Source organism: Bradyrhizobium sp. BTAi1 (genome assembly GCF_000015165.1).
Taxonomy (GTDB): Bacteria; Pseudomonadota; Alphaproteobacteria; order Rhizobiales; family Xanthobacteraceae; genus Bradyrhizobium; species Bradyrhizobium denitrificans.
The window spans coordinates 4,382,899-4,406,140 of sequence record NC_009485.1 but is presented as its reverse complement, the minus strand read 5'-3'; the positions used below and the strand labels follow the sequence as shown (position 1 = coordinate 4,406,140).

Annotated in this window: 20 protein-coding genes, 1 tRNA gene and 1 pseudogene; 10 read left to right on the top strand and 12 right to left on the bottom strand. The window is 64.3% G+C overall.

Going from position 1 to position 23,242, the window contains the following annotated elements:
- Window positions 1-9: 9 nt before the first annotated feature.
- From BBTA_RS19640 to BBTA_RS19625, 5 genes are all read right to left on the bottom strand, one after another.
- Complete coding sequence (locus BBTA_RS19640; protein ID WP_012044252.1) at window positions 10-1,737, bottom strand: cation:proton antiporter; 1,728 nt, start codon at window positions 1,735-1,737, stop codon at window positions 10-12.
- Window positions 1,738-2,143: 406 nt separating this feature from the next.
- The gene (locus tag BBTA_RS19635; protein ID WP_012044250.1) at window positions 2,144-2,524 is read right to left on the bottom strand and encodes a hypothetical protein; all 381 of its coding nucleotides are present in this window, start codon (window positions 2,522-2,524) and stop codon (window positions 2,144-2,146) included.
- A gap of 479 nt (window positions 2,525-3,003) precedes the next feature.
- A complete protein-coding gene (locus BBTA_RS41650; RefSeq protein WP_256374661.1) occupies window positions 3,004-3,126 on the bottom strand; it encodes a hypothetical protein in 123 nt (40 codons plus the stop codon).
- Between the two features lie 208 nt (window positions 3,127-3,334).
- Window positions 3,335-3,946 (bottom strand): LysE family translocator, encoded by a 612-nt coding sequence (locus BBTA_RS19630; protein ID WP_012044248.1) that lies wholly within the window; start codon window positions 3,944-3,946, stop codon window positions 3,335-3,337.
- 43 nt (window positions 3,947-3,989) lie between these two features.
- Window positions 3,990-5,465: a short-chain fatty acyl-CoA regulator family protein gene (locus tag BBTA_RS19625; protein WP_012044247.1), complete on the bottom strand. Its 1,476-nt coding sequence runs from the start codon at window positions 5,463-5,465 to the stop codon at window positions 3,990-3,992.
- 146 nt (window positions 5,466-5,611) lie between these two features.
- Between BBTA_RS19625 and BBTA_RS19620 the strand changes: the two genes are divergently transcribed.
- Window positions 5,612-7,249 carry an isocitrate lyase gene (locus BBTA_RS19620; protein WP_012044246.1) on the top strand — a complete coding sequence of 546 codons (1,638 nt, stop codon included), beginning with the start codon at window positions 5,612-5,614 and terminating at the stop codon, window positions 7,247-7,249.
- A gap of 89 nt (window positions 7,250-7,338) precedes the next feature.
- On the opposite strand, the gene BBTA_RS19615 is transcribed toward BBTA_RS19620, so the two are convergent.
- The 3 genes and pseudogenes from BBTA_RS19615 to BBTA_RS41835 form a co-directional block, all read right to left on the bottom strand.
- The gene (locus BBTA_RS19615; protein ID WP_012044245.1) at window positions 7,339-8,859 is read right to left on the bottom strand and encodes a VCBS repeat-containing protein; all 1,521 of its coding nucleotides are present in this window, start codon (window positions 8,857-8,859) and stop codon (window positions 7,339-7,341) included.
- A gap of 180 nt (window positions 8,860-9,039) precedes the next feature.
- Window positions 9,040-11,322 carry an FG-GAP-like repeat-containing protein gene (locus BBTA_RS41740; RefSeq protein WP_012044244.1) on the bottom strand — a complete coding sequence of 761 codons (2,283 nt, stop codon included), beginning with the start codon at window positions 11,320-11,322 and terminating at the stop codon, window positions 9,040-9,042.
- Window positions 11,323-12,291: 969 nt separating this feature from the next.
- Window positions 12,292-12,701, bottom strand: a pseudogene (locus BBTA_RS41835) (IS5 family transposase); the annotation flags it as partial.
- Window positions 12,702-12,762: 61 nt separating this feature from the next.
- Between BBTA_RS41835 and BBTA_RS19600 the strand changes: the two are divergent.
- From BBTA_RS19600 to BBTA_RS19580, 5 genes are all read left to right on the top strand, one after another.
- On the top strand, window positions 12,763-13,350 hold the full coding sequence (locus tag BBTA_RS19600; RefSeq protein WP_012044243.1) for a hypothetical protein: 588 nt from the start codon (window positions 12,763-12,765) through the stop codon (window positions 13,348-13,350).
- Between the two features lie 307 nt (window positions 13,351-13,657).
- Window positions 13,658-13,984, top strand: a complete 327-nt coding sequence (locus BBTA_RS19595; protein WP_041750774.1) for a hypothetical protein — start codon at window positions 13,658-13,660, stop codon at window positions 13,982-13,984.
- 160 nt (window positions 13,985-14,144) lie between these two features.
- Window positions 14,145-14,357 carry a hypothetical protein gene (locus BBTA_RS19590; RefSeq protein ID WP_041750773.1) on the top strand — a complete coding sequence of 71 codons (213 nt, stop codon included), beginning with the start codon at window positions 14,145-14,147 and terminating at the stop codon, window positions 14,355-14,357.
- 155 nt (window positions 14,358-14,512) lie between these two features.
- Window positions 14,513-15,073: a hypothetical protein gene (locus tag BBTA_RS19585; RefSeq protein ID WP_148221478.1), complete on the top strand. Its 561-nt coding sequence runs from the start codon at window positions 14,513-14,515 to the stop codon at window positions 15,071-15,073.
- Between the two features lie 394 nt (window positions 15,074-15,467).
- Window positions 15,468-16,151, top strand: coding sequence for a hypothetical protein (locus BBTA_RS19580; protein ID WP_012044239.1), 684 nt, complete (start codon window positions 15,468-15,470; stop codon window positions 16,149-16,151).
- A gap of 51 nt (window positions 16,152-16,202) precedes the next feature.
- Here the strand turns inward: BBTA_RS19580 and BBTA_RS19575 are convergent, their stop codons facing one another.
- Entirely contained in the window at window positions 16,203-16,634 is a 432-nt protein-coding gene (locus tag BBTA_RS19575) for a hypothetical protein (RefSeq protein WP_148221477.1), read from the bottom strand.
- A gap of 266 nt (window positions 16,635-16,900) precedes the next feature.
- On the opposite strand from BBTA_RS19575, the gene BBTA_RS19570 reads away from it, so the two are divergent.
- On the top strand, window positions 16,901-17,086 hold the full coding sequence (locus tag BBTA_RS19570) for an AlpA family transcriptional regulator (protein WP_012044237.1): 186 nt from the start codon (window positions 16,901-16,903) through the stop codon (window positions 17,084-17,086).
- Between the two features lie 88 nt (window positions 17,087-17,174).
- Complete coding sequence (locus BBTA_RS19565) at window positions 17,175-17,405, top strand: hypothetical protein (RefSeq protein WP_012044236.1); 231 nt, start codon at window positions 17,175-17,177, stop codon at window positions 17,403-17,405.
- Between the two features lie 88 nt (window positions 17,406-17,493).
- Here BBTA_RS19565 and BBTA_RS19560 read toward each other — a convergent pair.
- A tRNA-Lys gene (locus BBTA_RS19560) sits at window positions 17,494-17,569 on the bottom strand.
- A gap of 510 nt (window positions 17,570-18,079) precedes the next feature.
- On the opposite strand from BBTA_RS19560, the gene BBTA_RS19555 reads away from it, so the two are divergent.
- Window positions 18,080-19,201, top strand: coding sequence for an acyltransferase (locus BBTA_RS19555; RefSeq protein WP_012044235.1), 1,122 nt, complete (start codon window positions 18,080-18,082; stop codon window positions 19,199-19,201).
- A 43-nt stretch (window positions 19,202-19,244) separates the two neighbouring features.
- Here BBTA_RS19555 and BBTA_RS19550 read toward each other — a convergent pair whose 3' ends face one another.
- Both BBTA_RS19550 and BBTA_RS19545 read right to left on the bottom strand, forming a co-directional pair.
- Complete coding sequence (locus BBTA_RS19550; protein WP_012044234.1) at window positions 19,245-21,932, bottom strand: glycosyltransferase; 2,688 nt, start codon at window positions 21,930-21,932, stop codon at window positions 19,245-19,247.
- Window positions 21,933-22,284: 352 nt separating this feature from the next.
- Window positions 22,285-22,857, bottom strand: coding sequence for a hypothetical protein (locus BBTA_RS19545; protein WP_012044233.1), 573 nt, complete (start codon window positions 22,855-22,857; stop codon window positions 22,285-22,287).
- Between the two features lie 153 nt (window positions 22,858-23,010).
- On the opposite strand from BBTA_RS19545, the gene BBTA_RS40155 reads away from it, so the two are divergent.
- Window positions 23,011-23,193 carry a hypothetical protein gene (locus BBTA_RS40155; protein WP_148221476.1) on the top strand — a complete coding sequence of 61 codons (183 nt, stop codon included), beginning with the start codon at window positions 23,011-23,013 and terminating at the stop codon, window positions 23,191-23,193.
- Window positions 23,194-23,242: the final 49 nt, after the last annotated feature.

Here is a 23,242-nt window from a genome sequence, read left to right as displayed (position 1 = left end):
GGGGGAGGTTCACGGGAGAACCTCGCGGCGGTCGGCCAGCAGCGCCTCGACTTCCTGACGGCGGTCGGACAACAGGCCGGCGCTGGCGTCCTGGATCAAATTGAGCAGCACCTGGGCATCGCTGAGCCGCGGCACGGTCACATAGTCCGCGCCGGCATTGTAGAGATCGTTGACGTCGGCAAGCAGGTCGGCGGTCGCGACGATCTTGGCGGTCGCGTTGATGCTGCGGACGTGCCGCACCAGCTTCTCGTTGTTGGCGCCCTTGAGGAGCGAGTCCGGGATGCTCAGGATGATCAACTCGGCCTGGCCGACCCCGGCATGGACCAGCGTATCGACATTGCTGATATCGCCATAGGTCACCTGGATGCCACGATCGGACAATGTCCGAAATACCACAGGATTGAAATCAACGACCCCGATGCGTTCCAGGAGCTCCGGCTGGTTGCGCTCGATCTCGCTCAGCAGAGCGCTGGCGGTTCTAAAAAAGCCGAGCAGCACGATCGGGCGTGTAGCACCATGGCCTCCGTCGTGGCCGGCCTCGCCGTCCTTGGTCGCGTCGAGATCCCGCAGGCCGAGCCGCTTCAGGAGCGGGATGCCGCGCCGTACGATCGGGTCGGAGCGCACGATCACGAAGGTGGAGAGCACCGCAAGCAACACAAAGGCAAAGGATGCCGCGCTCGACGTGCCGGTCTTGAGATGGCCGGCGGCGGCGCCGGTCTGGATGACGACCAGCGAGAACTCGCTGATCTGGGCGAGGTTGAGCGCCGGCAGAAGGCTCGCACGCAGGCCCTGCCGCATCATGTAGAGAGGCGTGAAGGTGGTGAGCAGCCGGCTCGCCACCGTGAACAGGGCGATGACCAGCGCCAGCCCCACCACCGACATCGTCGGGATCGGGATGGTCATGCCGAGTGCGACGAAGAACAGCGTGATGAAGAAATCGCGCAAGGTCGTCACCTTGGCGGTGACGTCGAGCGCATAGGGGAAGGTCGAGAGCGACACGCCGGCGATCAGAGATCCCATTTCGCGCGAAAGATGCAGCCGCTCCGCAATCTCACCGATCAGGAAGCACCAGGCCAGTGCGCCCAGCAGGATCAGCTCGGGGGTGCGCGCGATGCGGTGGAACACCGGCGGCAGCACATAGCGGCTGAGCAACAGAGCGATCGCGACCAGCGCACCGGCGCGGGCGAAGGACAGCAGGATGACGCCAAAATGCAGGTCGTCGAGGCTCGGCTGCACCGCGAGGAAAAGGATCGCGAACACATCCTGCAACACCAGCACGCCGAGGGTGATGCGGCCGGGCAGGGTGTCGAGCTCGCGCTTTTCATAAAGCACCTTGACGATGATCACGGTGGACGACAGCGCGCAGGCGACGCAGAGATAAAGCGCATCGTAGCTCTCGGCCCCCATTCGCATGCCGATGGCGACGAAAAACAGGATACCGAGCGCAGCCCCACCAAGCAGCTGGACGCCGCCAGCGATCAGAATCACCGGGCCGGCACGGATGATCTTCTTCAGGTCGATCTCGAGTCCGATCATGAACAGCATGAAGATCAGGCCGAGTTCCGAAATCACCGAAATCGATTCCTGGGACTTGACCCAGCCGGTGCCGAAGGGGCCGATGGCGAAGCCCGCGACCAGATAGGCGAGAATCGAGGGCTGGCGCCAGTAATGCGCCGCCAGTCCAAGCACCCACGCAAACAGGATGCAGAGCGTGATGTCGCCGATCAGTTCATGCATGAAGCAACCCCCGGGCGGCAACTTATGTCGCTGCGCCCGGCAAGGAAACCCGCAATCTGTCACATCGTGTGATCGTGGCTATCGGCTTGCTCGCGGCGCGATGGTGCCGGTGCGCACGATCTGCTGTTGCAGTCGCACGCCAATGATCCAGGGTGCAGTCGGAGGACGCCCAGCACGTAGCTGTCGACCGGCACGATCCGGCTGCAGCCGCCGACGACCGAGCAGTCGTGGTGATAGTCGCCGCCGGCAGGGGGCAGGAGACCAGGCCTGCGCGATCGCATTCCAACGCGACCACGAACGGATCGCCGGCTCAGGCGCTCGGACGACAATGATGTTGGTGATTGGCCCTTCCCAAATGGAGGATGCGAGCCGAGTCCGCATAGCCAGCGCCGGCGGCGGGGCGGGTTCAGAGTGGCCGGCGGTTGGGGAGGACTGTGGACGAATTCTGTAACGTCTTGATCGCGGACGGGGGCTGGACGCGCGGGCCGGACTGCTGCCATTGCCTGACGTTGACGAGGATTCCGGCGAGCAACAGCGGCGCGACGGCGGCGACGGCCATCAAGGACGATAGCGGCTTGGGAGTGATCATCTCCAGAACCATCTCGGAGACCATCCATAACGTCCCGAACACCACCGCGTAATCGAGCGGAGGGATGCGCAGCCAATAGAGAAAGCCCGCGACGATCACGGCCGGGGCAATCGCCGGGCCGATCATGTAGAAGGTCAGCTCCGGTGGCGTCAGGGCGTCGAGAAGCATGGACGCCAGCAGCCAGAGGCTGAAGAACATCACCGCGCCGTCGACATATCGCATGGATCACCTCCGCCGCGACATTTTGGCGCAATGTTTGGCCAGTTTGTGGCTGGTTCGTCAAGTGGGGAACTTCTCGGACCCTCACTCGAGGGCTGCGGCAGTGCGCCGGACGACGCGGATACCGTCGACGTTCGCCAGGGCCAGCACCGCCTGCTGCAGGTCGAGATGGCCGGCCCGCCAGCGCTGCGCCATCGCCGCGCTTACCGCGGCGGTGATCAGTGACTGTCGCAGCGCCGAGTCCAGGCCGGGCTGGCGCGACGACGTTTAGGAGCAGGTTCTGCGATTCAAGCGCCGCGTTGCGAGCTGATGAGCTTCCCCCGTCTCGGCGGCTTGGCGGGGCTTCCTATACGCGTCGCCAGTTCGATGCGCGGCTTGCTCGATGGGGCCGATCGCGCGCGCAAGACGCGGCGATAGCCCGGCGGTGCGACCAGGATCAGGCGCCGAATGGTCTGATCTCAGGGCTCGCTGCAGCCCGCGATCCAGATATGACCGCCGATGGCGACGTGTGGGCTGTTCGCGCAGCGCGACGGAAAAGCGATGATGACGGCGATGTTGCCGAGCAAGAGGGTGGCGAGCATCACCACAGCGGCGCGGCGCAGGGCTGGTGTCGGAGATGGCATGGGGAGGCCTCGGGATCCTTTTCGGGTCGTCGAGGCCGCGGGCGGGGAGTTCGCAAACCGCGCGCGGCCACGCCTGTGAGGACACGCTGGCGGCGGGGCGGTTTTGCGAAGCTTTCATTTCAGGCTGTGAGATGTTGTTGCGTTGTCCTTTACCGGCATGGAGGTCTCAACGCTCCGCCAGCGCCAGCCGGGCGCCGAGCAGCGCAAATCCGGCGGCGAAGCTGCGGCGCAGCCAGGCCAGGACGCGGGGACGGCTGACCACGCGGTCGCGCACCGCCGCGGCGAACAGGCCGTACAGCACGAACACCGCAAAGGTCATCGCCATGAATGTTGCCGACAGCTCGAGCATGGTTGCGAGCGGATGCGCGTCGTCGGCCGAGATGAACTGCGGCAGGAACGCGAGGAAAAAGATCGACAGTTTCGGATTGAGGATGTTGATCAAGAAGCCGGTCAGCACCACGCGGCCGGCCGATCGCGCATCCCCCTGGGCTTCAACCGCGAGCGCGCCGCGCTCACCGAGCGTCTGCCAGGCCATGTAGAGCAGATAAGCGACGCCGCAATATTTCAGCGCGGCAAACGCCAGCGCGCTGGTGTGCAGCACCGCCGCAAGGCCGACGATGGCAGCGAGCATCGCCGGAATGATTCCGAGCGTGCAGCCGAACGCGGCCGCAATGCTCATGCGGGATCCCCGCGTCAGCGCCACGGCGAGCGTGTAGAGCACGCCGGTGCCGGGGGAGGCCACCACGATCAGGGAGGTCAGGAGGAAGGCTGCGGACATCGACACATTCCTTGCTTCGCGCTGCGCCCAGCATCGCTCATTCTCAATCCGCCGAGAAGCCGAACGGGATCGACGAGGTGCGGAAATCGTCGGGCAGGATCTCGCGGCCGATCGGCGGCGCCGAACGTGCCGCGCATTTCGGCCGGTGGCAGACCCGGCAGGCGGTGCCGATCGGGGTCGGTTCGTCGGCGCGCGGGCCGTGGCCGTCGCGGGTGTAGATCAACTGGCCGGCATGCTCGGCCGCGCAGCCCACCGCAATCGCGCGCTCGACGCGGACGGCGCCATAGGAGCCGCCGCCGGCGGTCACCGTGCGCGCGATCGAGAAGAAGCGGCGGCCGTCCGGCAGTTCCAGCCATTGCGTCACGATCTGGCGCGGCGTCTTGAAGATGCCGTGCACGGACCACAGCGGGCAGGCGCCGCCATGACGTGCGAACGGAAAGCCGGCGCCGTCGAGCAGTTTCGAGACGTTGCCGGCGGGATCGACGCGGATCAGGAAGAACGGGATCTTTTCGGCGCCCGGCTTCTGCAAGGTCGTGACGCGGTGCGCGGTCTGTTCGAAGCTGGTGCCGAACTGCCGCGCCAGCGCCTCGAGGTCGTAGGCCCTGGTATCGACGGCTTTGGCGAAGATCGAGTAGGGCATGATGATCGCCGCCGCGGCGTAGGCCGCGAGCGCACGGCGCGCCAGGAGCTCCGCGGTCTTGCTGGCGAACTTGCCGTCCTCCAGCGCTGTGCCGATCTCATTGTCGAGCTCGAGATAAGCGAGCTGCCGTGCCAGCTCGAACTTCAGGCTCGCGCTGTCGAGCGAGTCCTCGATCAGCAATTGCCGCCGGTGCAGATCGAGCCGTCGTAGCGAGCCGAGCATCACGTTCGGCGGCATGTAGCGGACCTGCAGATTATGCCGCGTGCGAAACCGCTCGATGAAGCCCGAAGGGCTGGCCGAGACCTGCGCCGAGCCGGTCGCCGAGCCCTGGACCATCGTCTGCGCCAGCCGCTCGGCGGCGTCGTCGAGCTGGGCGAAATTGTTGCGGCGTGCCGCCAGGAACCGTCGCACCTCGGCGACGGGATCGTTGGCGTCGAAACCATCCACTCCCGGCCCGGATGCGCTGCCGGCGGGCACCGGCGCGCGCTGCTCGGCCAGCGCCAGCTGCTCCTCGCGATAGGCCGTATAGAGCCGCAGGAAGGCCTCGGTCATGCCGGGATAGCTGACGGCGAGGTCGGAGATCTCCAGGGCGGGGATGTCGATGTCCGAAAACATCGGGTCCTTGAGGATCGACTGCATCCGCGCGGTATGGTCTGCGCCGCCGTCGCCAGCGAGATCGGCGAGGTCGATCTTGTAGGTCCGGGCGAGCCGCAGCAGCATGTCGGCGGTTACCGGCCTCTGGTTCCGCTCCAGGAGCGCCACGTAAGGTGCTGATATTTCAAGGTCCGCGGCCATGTCGGCCTGGGTGAGGCCGAGCTCGCGCCGGAGGCGGCGCAGGCGCGGGCCCATGAAGATCGAGCGCGCAGTGGTGGTGGTCATGGCCTGTCGTCTCGTGACTGTAATCTCCTTACAGCTATACACGAGAGATTTGTAAAGTGTGACAAGTTTTCCGCGCAATGTCTGGTCCGCTCGCGGCGAGCGCTTACAACAGGTCCCAGGTTGTCCTTAACCAAGGGATCACGGACATGAACTTTCAACCGCGTGGATTGAACGACCAAGCTCTCCAGGGCCCCGCGTCCTACCAGGCCGAGGTCGAGGCGGCGCGCGCGCTGCTCGAAACCCACCCGACATGGAACGGCGTCACCGCCGAGGCCGTGGCGCGCATGCGCCTGCAGAACCGCTTCAAGACCGGTCTCGACGTGGCCCGCTACACCGCGGCGGTGATGCGCGCCGACATGGCCGCCTATGACGAGGACAGCACCAAGTACACCCAGTCGCTCGGCTGCTGGCACGGCTTCATCGCGCAGCAGAAGCTGATCTCGATCAAGAAGCATTTCGGCAAGACCGACCGCCGGTACCTCTATCTCTCGGGCTGGATGATCGCGGCGCTGCGCTCGGAATTCGGCCCGCTGCCGGACCAGTCGATGCACGAGAAGACCTCGGTGCCCGCGCTGATCGAGGAACTCTACACCTTCCTGCGCCAGGCCGACTCGCGCGAGCTCAATGATCTGTTCCGCAGCCTCGACGCGGCCCGCAAGGCCGGCGACAAGGCGAAGGAGACGGAGATCATCGCCAGGATCGACGGTTTCCAGACCCACGTCGTCCCGGTGATCGCCGACATCGACGCCGGCTTCGGCAATGCCGAGGCGACCTATCTCTTGGCCAAGAAGATGATCGAGGCGGGCGCCTGCGCGCTGCAGATCGAGAACCAGGTCTCGGACGAGAAGCAGTGCGGCCATCAGGACGGCAAGGTCACCGTGCCGCATGACGTGTTCCTGGCCAAGATCCGCGCCTGCCGCCACGCCTTCCTGGAGCTCGGCGTCGAGGACGGCATCATCGTCACCCGCACCGACTCGCTCGGCGCCGGCCTCACGCAGCAGATTGCCTTTTCGAGCCAGCCGGGCGATCTCGGCGACCAGTACAACAGCTTCCTCGATTGCGAGGAAGTGACGCCCGGGAACGCCCGCAACGGCGATGTGATCATCAACCGCGACGGCAAGATGCTGCGTCCGAAGCGGCTGCCCTCCAACCTCTACCAGTTCCGTCCCGGCACCGGTGAGGACCGTTGCGTGCTCGACTGCATCACCTCGCTGCAGAACGGCGCCGACCTCCTGTGGATCGAGACCGAGAAGCCGCATATCGAGCAGATCGCCAAGATGGTCGACCGTATCCGCAAGGTGATCCCGAACGCCAAGCTCGCCTACAACAATTCGCCGTCGTTCAACTGGACCCTCAACTTCCGTTGGCAGGTCTATGACGCGATGAAGGAGGCGGGCCAGGACGTCAGCCGCTACAACCGCGCCGAGCTGATGAAGGCGGAGTATGACGACACCCCGCTGGCGAAGGAAGCCGACGAGCGCATCCGCACCTTCCAGGCGGATTCGGCCAAGCGCGCCGGCATCTTCCACCACCTCATCACCCTGCCGACCTACCACACCGCGGCGCTCTCGACCGATAACCTCGCCCGCGAATATTTCGGCGAGCAGGGCATGCTGGGCTACGTCAAGAACGTCCAGCGCGCCGAGATCCGCCAGGGCATCGCCTGCGTCAAGCATCAGAACATGGCCGGCTCCGACATCGGCGACGACCACAAGGAATATTTCGCCGGCGAGAAGGCGCTGAAGGCCGGCGGCGCGCACAACACGATGAACCAGTTCAGCTGAGATCGGCCTGGTCGATCGCAATTTCAAGAAACCCGCCTGGTGCAGACCGCGCCAGGCGGGTTTCGCTTATTGCGGCATGGCCTCCGCGCTCAGGCCAGCAGGATGTCATGGCTCGACAAGGTCGGGTGGTTCTGCAGCGTCGCGATCAGCTCATATTGGTTGGCGACCGAGCCGAACGGCTCGGCATACCAGAGTTGGCCGGTCGTGGTCTGGTAATAGAACTGGTAGCGCGCATCGCCCACCTCGGGGCCCGCGGTGCCTGACGTGAACGACACCACGCCGGGATCGTAGACCGGCGCGCCGACGGCATTGATGAAGGCGGTGTGATCCAGCACCAGCTGATCGGCATTGGGCTTGAAGTCGGTGATCGTCGCGCCCCAATTGAAGCCGGAGACGTGAAACAGGTTGTCGCCGGCGCCGCCGGTCACCGTCGCGCCGCCGGACTGGATCACGAATGTGTCGCTGCCGTCGGTTCCATAATAGGCGTGAGACTGGTCCGCGTTGATGACCACCCCCGAGCCGGCGCCATTGGCGACCGTGCTGTTCGGGCCGGCATTGATGGTGGTGACGTTCGTTGCCGTCGGTCCCAGCATGGACAGGACCTGCACGGCGCCGGTGCTGGTGTCGCGGATCACGAGGCTGCTGCGGCCGCTGCCGTCGAAGGTGTCGACGGCATCTTCCACGATCTGCGTGGCGCCGAGCAGCACCTGATTGCCATTGCTGTCGTGAACATAGTCGACCGAGAAGATGCCGCCCTGGATGTTCATCGTCCACGTCACGAGATTGCCGCCGACATTCCACAGCAGGTCGGAGATCCCGTCGCCATTATAGTCGCCGTCGGCGCTGATCAGGGTCGCATGGGCGGAGGGGGAGACGTTGCCGATGATACTGACCGTCGGATGGCCGTCATGCATCAGCCATTCGACGACGTTGCCGCTGTCGTGATCGTACCAGAGGAGGTCGTGGGTGCCGTCGGCGTTGAGATCGGCCTTGGTATCGAGGAGGCTCACGGAGGTCGGGATCTTGCCGAAGTCGATGCGCTGGGTGATCTCGCTGCCGTTCATCGCCCACAGCGTGGTCTGGCCGTCATCCATGCCGCGGAACAGGATGTCCGACTTGCCGTCGCCGGTGAAATCGCTGGCGCCGTCGACGATACTGTAGCTGGTGGGGATTTGTCCCAGCGGCGTGTAGGCCTTGATGTAGGAGCTGTTCATCTGCCACATCATCAGCTGGCCGTCGGTCTCCCCGCGCCACAGCAGATCGGAGTTTCCATCGGCGGAATAGTCGCCGGTGCCGACGACGTCATAGCCGGTCCGCATCCAATTATAACTTGGGTTGCCCACGACGACGCCATTCGCGCCGGTCAGCCAATCGATCGCGATATCGTTGCTGAGGCTGTGGAACAGCACATCGGTGGTGCCTGAACCGTCGAAATCGCCGAAGCCCGTGATCTTGTAGGTCGAGGGATAAGTCTCCGCGACATGATAGGTGATCGTGCTGACCGGCGCGCCGTTCTGCATCAGCAGCGTCGTCACGTCGCCGGTGGTCTCGTCCTGCAGGATCAGGTCGGAAATCCCGTCGCCGTTCAAATCCACCTTGCGTATCGACATGCAGCCCCTCCACGTCTGCGGTCCTGAACCGATATGGCCGACCTGGCATCAGCGGACCGCGCGATCAGCAGCTTAGCGGGCCACTCATCAGAAGGCCACCTCCTGTGAGATGTTTGCGTGGCTTCGCGATGCTTGCTCCGGTTGCGGAAGGGGCGAGCCGCTGTCCAACACGATCGGCCATCAGACGAAATCATAATGGTGGGCGACCGTCTTCCATGTGGCGTCAGGGATCGAGCCGATCTGCGGGCCGGCCAGCACCTGGGCGCCGTCCATGGTCCATTCCGCCAAGGTGCCGCTGTCGTTGCGCCAGAGAATGTCGGTCTTGTGGTCGCCGTTGAAATCGCCGGTGCCGATGACATGCCAGGACAGGTCGGGGGTGGAGGCGATCTGCGGGCCGGCCAGGATCTGGCCATTGTTCATTTGCCATTCGGCCAGCGTGCCGCTGTCATTGCGCCAGAGAATGTCAGCCTTGCCGTCGCCGTTGAAATCGCCGGTGGCGACGACGTGCCAGGACAGGTCGGGCACCGAGCCGATCGCAGGCCCGGCCAGGATCTGCGATCCGTTCATCGACCATTCCGCGAGCGTGCCATTGTCGTTGCGCCAGAGAATATCGGCCTTGCCGTCGCCGCCGAAATCATCGACGCCGACGATGTGCCAGCTCGGATCGGGTGACGAGCCGATGTTCGGCCCGGACAGCACCTGCGCGCCGTTCATCGTCCACAGCGCCAGCCCGCCGCTGTCGTTGCGCCAGAGGATGTCGGCCTTGCCGTCGCCGTCGAAATCAGCGGTGCCGGCGACGTTCCAGCTCTTGTCGGGCGAGGAGGCGATGCCTGGTCCGGAGACGATCTGCGATCCGTTCATCATCCATTCGGCGAGCGCGCCGCTGTCGTTGCGCCACAACAGGTCGCTCTTGCCGTCGCCATTGAAGTCGGCGACGCCGACGACGTGCCAGCTGTTGTCCGGGACGGAGCCGAGCTGCGGGCCGGCCATCACCTGGGCGGCGTTCATTTGCCATTGCGCCAGGGTGCCGCTGTCGTTGCGCCAGAGGATATCGGCCTTGCCGTCGCCGTCGAAATCGCCGGTCAGGCCATAATCGCCCTGGACGCCGGTGCTGGCGCTCACGCCGGCGTCGAGCAGGAAGCGGAATGTCTCGGATTGGTGTGTGCCGGCGACATGGGCGATGGTGGTCCAGTGCACGCCGCCATTCAGGCCGTCGCTGTCCATCTGGACGTCGGCGAAGGCGCCGCTCTGGTCCTCGACGACGCGAACGAGATGATCGGCGGTCTGGCCGGCATGGACGCCCCAGGAGAGCAGGGCGCTCAGGTCCATCGTGTCGCCCTCGGCGGCACTGTAGACGCCGGCATTGCCGCGGTTGAAATCCTGGATCAGGTCGGAATTGACGCCGGTGTTGGATGCCAGGATCGCCTGGTCGAACACGAAGCGGTCGCCGCCTTGATTGCCGAACAGGGTGTCGATGCCGTCGCCGCCATTGATGACGTCGCCGCCTTCGCCGCCGCGGAGGATGTCGTTGCCGGCCTGGCCGTTGAGAATGTCGTTGCCGACGCCGCCATAGATGGTGTCATTGCCGGCGCCGCCATCGATGGCATCGTTCTTGACGCTGCCGATCAGGAGGTCGTCATTCACCGTTCCCGAGAGGTGATAATACTGGTCGGTGATGCGGTAGATCGTGACCGTTGAGGCATTGGCGAGCTGGCTGAAATCGGTCTGGTGCTCGCCGAGCGCGGCGTTCCAATTGTCGATCGTATCGACCTTGCCATTGGCCACGCTCATCACCGTGAAGGTGTGCTGCGACTTGCTCGGATCGGCATAGTCGAAGCGGACGATGTCGCCCGGCTGCAGGCGGTTCTGCCAGTTCGGGTCGGGGGTGACGTCGCCCTTGAAGATCGCGCTCCACAGCCCGCCATCGAGATTCTGCGACGGGGTCAGCGACCCCGACATCGCCGGCAGCGGCGCGCCGGCGGCCGCAGCGTAGTCCGACGCGATCGAGTGGCAGCCATTGGGGCTGGCGGAGCCCTGGTAGAGCTGCAGATAGGTCCTGGCGGCGGCGACGACGTCGTCGCCGGTGATCGCGTTCGGCGTCGGGTCGTTGTACAGCGTCGGCACGATGCTGATCTTCATGTACGAGCCGTAGCCCGGGCCGAACGCCGCGTAGCAGTAGATGCTGGGCTCGATCTCGTTGCCGACGACGAGCTGCAGGTTGTTGAGCTGCGCCGCAGGGACGTAGAAGGCGGTGTCGACCGGCTCGGCCGTGCCGTTATAGGCGAAGCGGCTGTTGATCCGGGCGCTGCCCCAATAGCCGAACTGGCTTTCGTCGATCGAGCCGTCGTAGAAATAATATCCGGCGTAGCTCGCACCCGAGAACAGCTGCGAGATGTAGTCCGCCATGTTGATCACAGAGCCAACCGGCGCACTGATCACGATCGGTGAGGCAATGTCGGCCATCGGGAATGTCCTAATGAATCAATCAAATACTCGTGAAGTCTAGCGATACTCCGGATCGTCCGCAACAGGTGCGGGGCCGGCGGGACGGGGCCGGAGACGTCCGGCCGTCGATATCGTTAAAAGCCGCCCACCCCGGATTGCATGCGCGCCGCCCCACCGATGCGGCTGGCGCGGTCGCCCGGTTCGCAGACCGGTCGGTGAGTCCGTGAGGCGGGATCAAGCCGGCCATCTCAAACCCATGATACTGCGATGGATCGCGCGGACGCGTTCATTCGTCACCGCGACGCCTCCCGCGCCCGAGCTTTGATCGCGTTCGCCCCCATCGGACAGAGGGCGCGGGGAATGCCGGGCTGCAGGCCGCAACCCATGGCCCGCCTGCAACAAGGAAAGCAGGCGGCAGTCACCACAGGTTCAGCCGGCCTCCGGCATTCCCCGCGCGATGGTCTTCACGCTTATACGCGATCTCCCCGGTGTCCGGCTTGGTAGCCACCGTCGCCCTCGGGGATCATCACCCCCAGGACTTGGCGCCAGCTTCGGGGCGCCAGGACCACGCGATTTCACGTCCGCGACCTGCCGTTCGTCCGCGCACATCAGCGCGCTGCAACAGGCCCGCGGCCACCGCTCCCCGCACCCAACGTCCGTGACGATCGCGAAGCGCCCCTCTCGAGGAGCACGGGATGGAGGCAGTCAATCATAAAATTCGGAAAAATGGAAGGAGAATATTTTTGGAGGTGGGACTGGACAGGGGTGAGCGTATTGAGGCGTCTACAGAAATCAGTCTGACAGCGTGCGGAAATTCCGCGATGAATCAATAATAAGCTTGCGGGCCGCAAGCTGGAGCAGCAACGCGGTGACGCACGCCGCGGCAGGGCGACCGCTTAGGGCAGTCCACAGCCGGGCTTGCCGGCGGTCATGCAGGTCATTTTCGGTGCAGCGACGCGCAGGTTTAAGTGCACGGTCACCGTAATACCGGACCGGCAGTCCGTTCTCGTCGACGACCGCATTGATCTTGGTGCTCAGTCCTCCACGAGAACGGCCAATGGCGTGATCCTCGCCCCCTTTTTACCCCCAGCGGCGTGCTGATGGGCGCGGACGATAGAACTGTCGATCAGCGCCATCGACTGCGGCGAGCGTGCTGCCAACACCTCGAAAATTTGGACCCAAACACCTGCCTTGGCCCAGCGGTTAAAGCGATTATAGACCGTCGTGTAAGGGCCATAGCGTTCCGGAAGATCTCGCCAGGGCGAGCCTGTCCGCAGCACATAGAAGATGCCGTTGAGAACCCGCCGGTCGTCGACCCGACCGACACCGCGTGGCTTATTCGGCAGCAAGGGCTTGATCAAAGCCCATTCTCGATCGCTCAGGTCAAACCGCGCCATGTCTACCCCCAAATCACCTAAGGGGAGTGAATCACTGTTCGTCAGCTAACGGAATCCATTTATGAGTACAGAACCTAGCCTGACAGTCTACACCGAATTCGAGAGCGACGCGCGCGAGTACGTGGCCCGGCTGCTCGATCACGCCTCGGAGCTGTTCGCTGCAGTCCAATCCGTCACCATCATCAATGTGGAGACGGAGGCCAAGCGCGTGGAGCGTGCTGACGAAGCCGCTTCGGCCGTAACGCTGATCGGCTCCGAGCGTGGCGCCGCAATCTTCAAGCTTGATCCCGTCGAGGCGTTGGCCCTCAATTACGAGGCGTCAAAAGACCCGCGCCTCGCAGACGCCGAGCTGTGGGAGATCATCGAACGTCAGCGCAGATGGCACCTTTTTCCAGGGCCGGCGCATCGGCGAGTGTCTGCGGCAACAATGACGCCGCGCTTCGGGGCGGCGATGCTTTCCGGGCGCTTCGGTATTGGGCCTTGGAGCACCGCACCGCGAAGCTCGCAGGCTGACAAAACTATCAGACTAACAGGGGGACAAAGAACCATGGAAGCTATTGCACCGATTGCTTATTGGGCGCTCACCGCTGCGAGCGCGGTTCGTCTGGTGCGCGCAGGATACATCATCGGCACCATCGGTCGCGACTAATCACCACTACATTCCCAGGCCGTTGCTTCACGACGTGGCGGCCGTAACTACTCAGGAGCATCACACATGACCGAACTAATCGCGGTTGTTCTCGCAGCCGACAGCGCCGACGCACTCGGATTGGCGAGCGACGTTGCACGAGCATACGAGGGAGCCATCGCAGAGCGCCAGCGCATCGAAGACGAGGCCGAGCTTGCCTACCGCAAGGCGATTGCCGATGCGCGCGTGAACGCGAGGAATTGGGAGAGCGTCACGGGCATGAGCGCGCGTGTAGCAGAGACGGCCGCGGCGATCAGGCTGAGAGGCCTTGAGGCGTCTGCTCGCCGATACGCGCAACGCGCTGGTGCCGCTCATCGCGGCGCTGGCGAAGGCTACGACGCGGGCCGAAGCGCTCGAAATCGTTGAAGCCACGCCCACGCATCTGCTCGGCGAGCTAGCCGCCGCGTCTGTTGCGCGCCGCTACATCGCTGACGAATTGACGGGCGTGGTCGTGCAGGCCGCAGGCCGTAGCGCTGTCCGCACTGCGATGGGCGGACGTGCAGGTGACGCAGCGTGGCAGCGATTCAAGCCGCAACGAACTACGGCCGCAGAGCAGGCCAGGGAAGCTGCAGAGGCGCTGTTCTCGAAGCACTGACAGACCATCAGCCCCGCAGCATGTGACAGCGCTGCGGGGGCTTTTCGTCGTTCGGGGCTGTCAGCCTGTGAGGTCTGTAAGCTGACGTGGTGACGGCTATACACGACAGCATTATTGACCGCAATCATGCGGGACTCGCAGATCACCAGGGACAACAGACATGACGCGGATTGCAACTCGCACCTTCGAGCTGGACGGCTTTACGTGCGTGGAGGCTGTTAGCCGGACAGGCGAACAGTCGTTTGTCTTACAGTTCAGCAGCGACCACCCCGCAGAAGCGCCCTTCGAGCGGACGATGACGCTCGCCGAAGTGTTTGAGTGGCTGCGCGATCAGCCGCAGCAGATCGCTCGCGAAGTCGTGATCAGGAAATAACAAGGGAAAAGCCTCGGCAGGACTGCAGGGAGTCGGTGCCATCATGCTAGTAGTACGTGCGTCGCTAACAGGTCAACGGGGACCGTATGACGAAGCATGTAATAATCAGCGTCAAGCGCGCCGTACTGAATTGGCGGTCGCTTCTAGGTGTCGCAATGAGCGCCCTCGCGGTGTCGTCGGGCTTGCTCGGGTCGCCGCTCGGTATCCCGTCGCAAGTGTGGTGGGGGCTGGCGGTGTTCTTGATGTTCGTGACTGCCTGCATTGGCTTCTACGAGGCCGAGCGCGAGCGGGACAGCAAGCGTAAAGTATTGCCGGACATGGCGCTTGAGGAGGTCGTCTGCCAGATAGTTGGCGTGTCCGCCGACCGCCTGTTTGATTACGACAACCCACAGAAGGTCAGTGACGCGCTGTTGGATATTCGAGAGAAGGCGTTGCTTGGCGCAATTGACACTTGGGGCCGACGCGATTGCAATTCGATGGACCTGCGCTTTTACCCGCTAGACACCGTTGATCGTGGGTCCTGGGCGTTCCGCCATATCGACTATCTGGCCTTCATGCGCGACAGACGTTGCGCGCTCGGGGTTGCGTCCGGGCAGCCAAGAGAGTTCAGGGTATCAGACATTCATATGAACCGCGATCAGGTTGATCGTACTTGGCCGAAGAAGCCGATGCGGCGGTTTAATCTGGGATGGCCGGTTCGGAAGGCCGCGGCCTAACGGGGCCGTAGGCTGTCCGGCTCTGCGTCGTGCCAGTTCGGCGTGATGTTGACCACGCCACGCCTGCCGCACGCCTCGCAGCGTATCGCGCCGTAGACGCGAGGCCACGGCCAATCAGGCGGCAGCCGCGACAGCACCACATTCACGACGTGGTCGCAGCGCGGCGCCATACACTGGACAGAGCAGGTGCGGTGCCCGCTGGCGATCCACTCGCGCGGAGTTCCTATCGGGTATCGGATGCGAGCTATGGAGCCTGCAGCCAAGCCGTTGCCGGCACCTGTGTCAACGGGCAGCCGTGAAGTGGGACAGGCTTGCCGCGAGAACTCGAATCGTTAGGCAGGATGCTGGCGAGGTGGTAAGTTGCGGCCACGTACAAACGGCTCGGGGCTGTCCGGTGTTTTTCGATATTGCGAACGACGTTGACGAAAGGCTTTACGCGCAATTGATGATCGCGCTGGACGCCTCGGACTGGGCCAGAACTAAGGTGTCTGACTACAAAGATGTGCTTGAGAAAATCTTGCAGGATAAAGTCGACTGGGAAGAGCTGCGATCCCTGCACGACAGAGGTTTGGTCGACATGGAGTCCAATTTAATTCCGGCTAGCGCGCGTGTAGAATTAACAAAGCTAGGCGTTGCGGTGCTGATAAACGCCGCGCCGCGGATGCTCGATAGAGTTGTCGCAAATTACGAGATGCCAGAGGCAACGCTAGCCGCGTTGGTCCCCTTGCTTGATTTGCGGCAGGTTCCGGCGGCTGACAGATGCGTTAGTACGGCCGACAATCAGGAGCTTTTTTCCTCCTTAGCGAAAGAGCTTGAAACTATCAGGAACGAGCTTGTCAAAGACCAGAACGCCAACGAGCTGCCAATACCTGTCAATGAGAAGCGCGCCATTGCGGCCGAGCTCGAAGGGTTAGTTGGACAGATCAAAGCAGGTTATGTGCGGCTCTCGGACCTTACCCACCGGGCCCGGCCTATCGTCAAGAACATTGCCGACACCTGCAAAGACTTCGCTGTCATAGCGGGCGCCGCTTGGGGGGCTATCGAGGTGGTGCGGAAAATCCTCGCTGCGATCTTCTAGTAGTTCACTCAGTCTGGCAGAGTAGAGGGCTGCGGCGCTTAGCCGTCCAGCCTATTCTTCCATGAAAGGCTTCGCAAGCCGACGCCATTCCACTTCAGACGAGCAGCGGGCCTCGCCGACGATGCAGTGAACTAACGGGCGGGCTTTGGTGGCGGCTATGTATTGCCCATACTCCCGGTTTTCGTTGATGTCAGTCAGTGTTAATTGCGTCCTGAAGATGCCGGGGCTTGTCAGCGTTCCCGTGTAGAGCACGAAGCACTTATTCAATCTCTCATTGTAGTGGTTCTCGTAGCTGAAGGTCCATTGGCCTTCGGCGGTATTCTGTGTGTTGGGCGAGTAATCCCTCTTGAACACCTCTTCGGCCCGCTTCCCGCAACGCTCTTGAACCGTGTACCTTTCGGAGGCCGTCTGGCCATAGGCGGCATATGTGCCGGCTGATAGTAGGATGGCCATAGCGACAGCAAAGCTGGAGTTGTGTTGCATCTTCATTTCCTTGCAGAATCGTAAGTACTCTACCGAAGAGAATATGAATTCGCAAAGGGCGTGAGAGCGTTCGCGGAGCAGGTCCGACTATTCCTTGCAGCCGTGAAAGCCTGTGGCCTATAGACTTGAGACAGGATGAGACAGAGACGCACGGTGCGTAAAGAGCGCAGGGGACGTGACGATGGGCCATGTCCCAAAGTGCTCGCGAAGCACCGCGACCTAGTCATGCAGAGCTGAAAGGACCCCGCCCGATGCAGTCACCATTCATGAACGTCAAGGCAGTCTGCGAATATCTGGACGTCTCCCGCGCCATGCTCTACCGGAAGATTGAGGCCGGCGAGATCGCCAAGCCTGCCAGGGATGGAGGCCGCGCGTACTATCGCCGCGCGTATGTGGAGGAAGTCGCGTGCAAGAAAGCGTGGCGGGCAATGGACGTAGAGCTTGGGCTGTAAGCTGGATCGCCTTGCAGCTTAGGCCTCCGGCTGTCAGAACACGCGCGCGAGTGCTTCGAGTTCGGATTGCGCTGCATACGGGGGAGTCATGAAGGTCTTGCCGGTCGTGATCATAGCGACCCTAACGGCTGCGGTCGTGTGGATGGGCGCGGCTGTAGTGCGGCTGGAGAACTACCGCTACGCCAACTCCGTGGGCTTCTGCACGCAGTTCGATGCCAAGGCCCCCCAACAGCGGATTGACCGCGACACCTGCCTTGATCGAACAGAGACGCGCATGCATTGGGTTTGGCATCTGCTTTACGGGCTGAAGGTGCTCTAAGCGCCGAAACGTTGTCCCCGTGTTGCCCCGGAGCCTGAAAGCCTCCAAGAGTTTCAGACCCCGGACCTTGCTAAGTGCTTGATTTGTTTGGTGAGCGCGCTGGGGCTCGAACCCAGGACCCCGTGATTAAAAGTCACGTGCTCTACCGGCTGAGCTACGCGCTCGCTTCCAAGGAAGCGGTGTGGCGGCGTGGGCCGTCACTGTCCGGATCGTCGGCAGGATACCATGAGAACGCGGAGGACGTCGCCGTGGTTCACTGCGGCGCAAAATCGGGGCGTCGAAACCCCGGCCATGGGCCGCGTTGCTGTCGCTCCGGCTGTGTAGGGGGCGCGCCGGTTTCGGTCAATAGGCGCGCGTGCCAACCCACAGGCGGACGGCCGGATTTGCTCGGCTTTGAAGGCGGTTAGCCGGCCGTCTTCGCATGCCCGCACGCTCTGACGGCGGCCGCCTCCAGCGGGACGCGGCGCGGCCGTCGGCGGCGAGCCGCCACCACACCGAGGCCTCACGCTGTGGCCTGCGCGCCACAGCGGGGTCAAAACAGGGGCGGGCCCTCCGAAACGGTGTGATGACCCATCATGCTACCGCCGGTAGATGTGTTTCTGAAGGTTACTGTGTGTTTCCGAGTCCGGTGAACCGGCGCCCATTGCCGCCCGGCTGTCGGCAGAGGAAACGACATGAATGTGCCCCCTCGCGGATTCTGGCCTGTGCTCGGGGCCCTCCGGTTCCTGCTGGCGATGTGGGTGCTGTTCGATCACACCTATAATTTCGGGCCGGCCGACCGCGCCATTCCCGTCCTCACGCGGAGCGGCCTGATGGCCGTGATGTGCTTCTTCGTGATCTCCGGCTTCAGCATTCATCATTCGATCGCGACACGGCCCGCCGGCTACTTCCGCCGGCGCCTGCTGCGCATCTTCCCGTTGAATGCGCTGGCGGTCCTGATCGGATGGTTCGGCTGGTCCGTGCTCGGCCTGTCCGGCGGGTATGGCACGCCGGCGGTGCCGCCGAGCGTGTGGCAGTTCATCGGCTGCATCTTCCTGCTCGAGGCGTTCTTTCCGATCATGATCGGGTTTCTTTACCCCGCATGGTCGCTCTCGATCGAGGCGGTGTACTATCTGCTCGCGCCGCTGTTCCGGAAGATCGAGGGACGGCGTTACATTCCGGGCATCATGATCGTGTCCGGCCTGCTGTTCGTGGCATGGCCGCTGATCCGCGACGAATATGTCGCGGGCCGCAACTCCTATTGGCTGACGGGCATCGTGATGCTCTGGGCCTGGCTGGCGGGCTGGGTCGCCTATACGAACGCCGGCAACCGCCGCTATCTCGTCTCGCTCGGCATCGCCGGCCTGGCCTCGGTCGCGACCCAGGCCAGGTTCTTCGACGTGACCAATGTCAGCTCAGCGGCCGTGAATGGCGTCGCCTGGATCGGCACCTTGATGCTGGTCTTCTACCGCATCGGGGATGTCGGCGGCCGCGTCGCCGCTGTGTTCGACTATCTCGGCGAGATCAGCTTCCCGCTGTACATCCTGCATTACCCCGTGCTGTTCGTGGTCAGCAGCTCGCTGTTCAAGGCGCATCCGAACCTGAACTACGGCATCACCCAGGTCGCCATCTCGCTGGCCGCGGCGGCGCTGGCCTACCACCTCGTGGACAGGCCGTTGCGCATGCCCGGGGCGAGCCTGGCGCAGGCTGCGCGCGCCTGGCGCGGCCTGGTCGCCGGCCGGCGCGCGTCGCCGGCTGTCGGCAATGGGCGCGGCGAGCTGCCCGAGGCCGCGCCGCGGCTCGGCACGACCTCCTGATCTTCGGCTCGTCCCGACGCAGGCGGCGGCGCGCGGAGGGGCTTCAGACCTTCTCCACCGCCTTGGTCGGCGCCGCGCTCAGCGCGGCCGGCTGCATGCCGGGGCCGGCCAGCTCGGGCACCCAGACCGGGCGCAGGCCGATCAGTTCGGCGGTGCGGACGGTGGCGTGGCGCCAGAACTCGAAGGAGTTGATGCGCGACATCTCCAGCACGGCGATCGCCACCGCCGAGAGGAAGGGCAGGCTCTCCAGGATCAGGACCGCGGCGAAGATGTAGAGCTCGGTGATCGCCAAATAGTTGGTCATGATCAGGATGGTGGCGCCGATCAGCAGCAGGGCGCCGATGACGGCCTCCCAGAACGCCTGGAACTCGATCGACATCCGCGACAGGCCGCCCTTGGACGTCCGGGCGAACGCCAGGTGCTCGGTGATCAGGCCCTGCGCCACGGCGCGGCTGACGGTCCATTGCACGCTCATCGCCGCGATCATCGCGCCCAGCATCTGCCACGGCTTCACCGCGACGCGCAGCCGGTAGAGGATCAAGAAGTGGGCGAGCGAGACCACGAAGGCGGCGATGATCGGGATGGTCAGGATCTTGTCGGGAATGGCGATGCCGGCAAAGGCGACGATCGGCACCCAGATCAGGTTCAGGATCGCGACCACGACGCCGAGGCTCTCGGCGCCGAGCCAGTTGAGCCAGCCGAGCGAGAATTCGCGCTTCTGGTCGGCCGTGAGCCGGCTGCGGCCGGGCAGGAAGCGGCGCCAATGCTTCTTGACGATCTGGAAGCCGCCATAGGCCCAGCGATGGCGCTGCTTCTTGAACGCCTCATAGGTGTCGGGCAGCAGCCCGGCGCCGTAGCGGGTGGCGGTGTAGTGGGTCTGCCAGCCGAGTTCCTGGATCGCGAGGCCGAGATCGGTGTCCTCGCAGATCGTGTCGCTCGACCAGCCGCCGGCCATGTCCATCGCCGCGCGGCGGATCAGGCACATCGTGCCGTGCACGATGATCGCGTTCTCCTCGTTGCGCTGGACCATGCCGATGTCGAAGAAGCCGGCATATTCGCCGTTCATGATGTAGTGCATCAGCGACAGGTCCTCGTCGCGATGCTCCTGCGGCGCCTGCACCAGGCCGACGGCGGGGTCGGCGAAGGCCGGCACGAGGTCCTTCAGCCAGTCCGGCGTCACCACATAGTCGGCGTCGATGATGCCGATGATCTCGGCATCGACCGCGGTGCGCTCCATGGCGATGCGCAGCGCGCCGGCCTTGAAGCCCTTGACCTTCTCGGCATTGATGAACTTGAAGCGCTCGCCGAGCATGCGGCAGTGATCCTGGATCGGCTGCCAGAACGCCGGATCCGGCGTGTTGTTGATGATGACGACGACCTCGTAGTTCGGGTAGTCGAGCCGGGCCAGCGCATCCAGGGTCTGCTTCATCATCTCGACCGGCTCGAAATAGGCCGGCACATGGATCGAGACCTTCGGGCAATAGTCCGGCGCGGCGGCGCGGGCGCGCGCGGCCTTGTCGCGGGTGAGCAGGCGACGCGGCGCCCGGCCGAAGGCGATCGCGGCGATCTCCTCGATGCGGGCCATCGCGATCAGGATCAGCGGAACCAGCAGCGTCAGGCCCAGCGTCAGCGCGAAGGCGGAGCCCCAGACGAAATAATGCACGTTCCAATAGGCGAAGACGTTGGAGACCCAGGCGCCGACGCCATGCGCGGTGATCGCCAGCACCAGCGCCTGCAGCACCGTCGGCTGGCGCAGCCGCACCAGCGGCAGCGACAACAGCACGCCGACAAGGAGCGCGATGGCCGCGAGCTTCCAGTAGTCCGGGTTCACGATCGGGCCGGTCCAGGCGAACTTGACCTCGCGCGCGGCGTTCAGCACGCCCCAATAGGGACCGACGCCGCCCTCGAAGAACTTCCAGGGCTGATCGATGCCCTCGACGATGTTGTACTCCATGCCGATGGCCTCGGCGCGGGTGACGAAATTGCGCAGCACCCAGGCCTGCTGGAACGGGCCGGGATCGGCAATGCCGCGGTTGTAGCCCTCGCTCGGCCAGCCGAACTCGGCGATGACGATGCGCTTGCCGGGGAATTTTTCGCGCAGCAGCTGGTAGCGGTCGACCGCCTGGTCGACGGCCTGGGTGTGGTTGAAGAACTCCCAATAGGGCAGCACGTGCGCGGCGATGAAGTCGACATTGGAGGCGAGCTGCGGATAATCGCGCCACAGGTTCCAGATCTCGCCGGTGGTCACGGGCACGGTGACCGACTTCTTGACCATCTTGATGTAGCCGATCAGCTCGTCCGGCTTGAGCTCGCCGCGGTACAGCGTCTCGTTGCCGACGACGACGCCGATGACGTTGCTGTTGCGGCGGGCGAGCTGGATCGCGGCCGCGATCTCGCGCTTGTTGCGGTCCTCGTTCTTGTCGATCCAGACGCCGAGCGTGACCTTCAGGCCGACTTCGGCGGCGATCGGCGGCACCAGCTCGACGCCGCCGGTCGACGAATACAGCCGGATCGCGCGGGTGATGGTGGCGAGCTTCTTCAGGTCGCTGCGGATGCGCTCGGCATTGGGAATGTTGTCGACGTCGGGATGGTCGGTGCCCTCGAACGGCGCGTAGGACACGCTCGGCAGCATGCCGGTGAAGTCGGGCGCGCTCTGCTTCTGCTGCAACAGGCCCCACAGCGCGGCATGCGCGGCGGCGACGAACAGGATGACGGCTGCGATCACGCGCATCGGTCAGGACACCATGGCGGGCGGGAGAGGAGGGAGCAGCGACAGCGACGGCGCGATCGGCGGCCGGCGTCGCGCCGCGGCACCTCGCGGCGTGCTGCCCAGGCACGACAACGAAGCGCAGCTTCGAGCGGAGAACCGGCCATGGGTCTGCGATGGCACCACGCCGGGGTCACCATTTAGGCCCGTTCATCGCTGAACGAGGGCTGAACCGGGTGGCGGTCGGACTCACGCCGCTCGCGTCACGATAACGCTGCAGCGCCATTAGACAACTGCAGCGGTGATGCGGCGTTTGCGTGGCAGACCTGTTGCTGCGCCGCGACGGCGCAGGCGGGTCCGCTTCCGGATTGGCAGATTACGGCTTGGCAGGCTGCGGCGACGGCGAGGCCTGCGGCGCGGCCGGCTGGGCGGCCTGCGGCTGCGACCCCGTCGGGGCCGGCGGCGCGGCCGGTGCCGGGGCGGCGGCCACCTGCGGCTTGGCGTCCGGGTTGATCCAGCAGGTGTGGACGTGGTTGTTCAGCGAATTCGCCACCTTGTCGTCGATCTGGGCGATGAACCGGGTCAGGCAGCGGAACGAGGCCTGGACGTGGCCGCCGGGGCAGCCGAACCGGTCATACAGGTCGAGGTGGCGGAAGGCGGTATCGAGGTCGTCGCGGTACATCAGCTGGACGACGCGGCGGCCGAGCCAGACGCATTCGGGGTTGCCGGCGGGGCCGCCGCTCAGCGCCTGGGCGGCCTCGCCGAACTCGTCGGCCTTGCGCTGGTTCTCCTTGGCGTCGGCCGGATTGGCCGCCTGCGGCTTTTGGTCCTGAGGATGGTCGCTGCCGCTCTGGGCGAAGGCGCCGGGCAGGCCGGCAAGGACCGAGAGGCCCACCGCCGCAGACAAGCGCAAAACCGAAAACTTGGACTGGAGCACGCGTCGACCCATAAATTCCCCGAATGTTGCCTTCATGCCGTCCCGCGACGGACGCAGTGTTGATGCCGGTCAAATCGGCCCCGATTGCGGCGGGAGAGTGATTCCGAGTATCGCATTGCGTTCCTAAAATCCGGTTGCGGCGCTCGGAGCATCCGGGGAGTCCCAATGACCGGAATCTCGGATTTTGTCCAGCAAGGCCCCAACTTTCTCGCCGCACATCGTAAAGCACCGCTGATGCCACGCCGCCGTTGCCGCCGCACGCGGCCGATGACGCGTGTGCGGCAGAGCCCTTGGCAGATCGCCGCCGACCGGGTAATCGACACCACCCTGCCTGGAGAACGGAACTGAAATCCCTTCGTACACCGCTGGCGCTTCTGCTCATTTCCTTGGGTGTCAT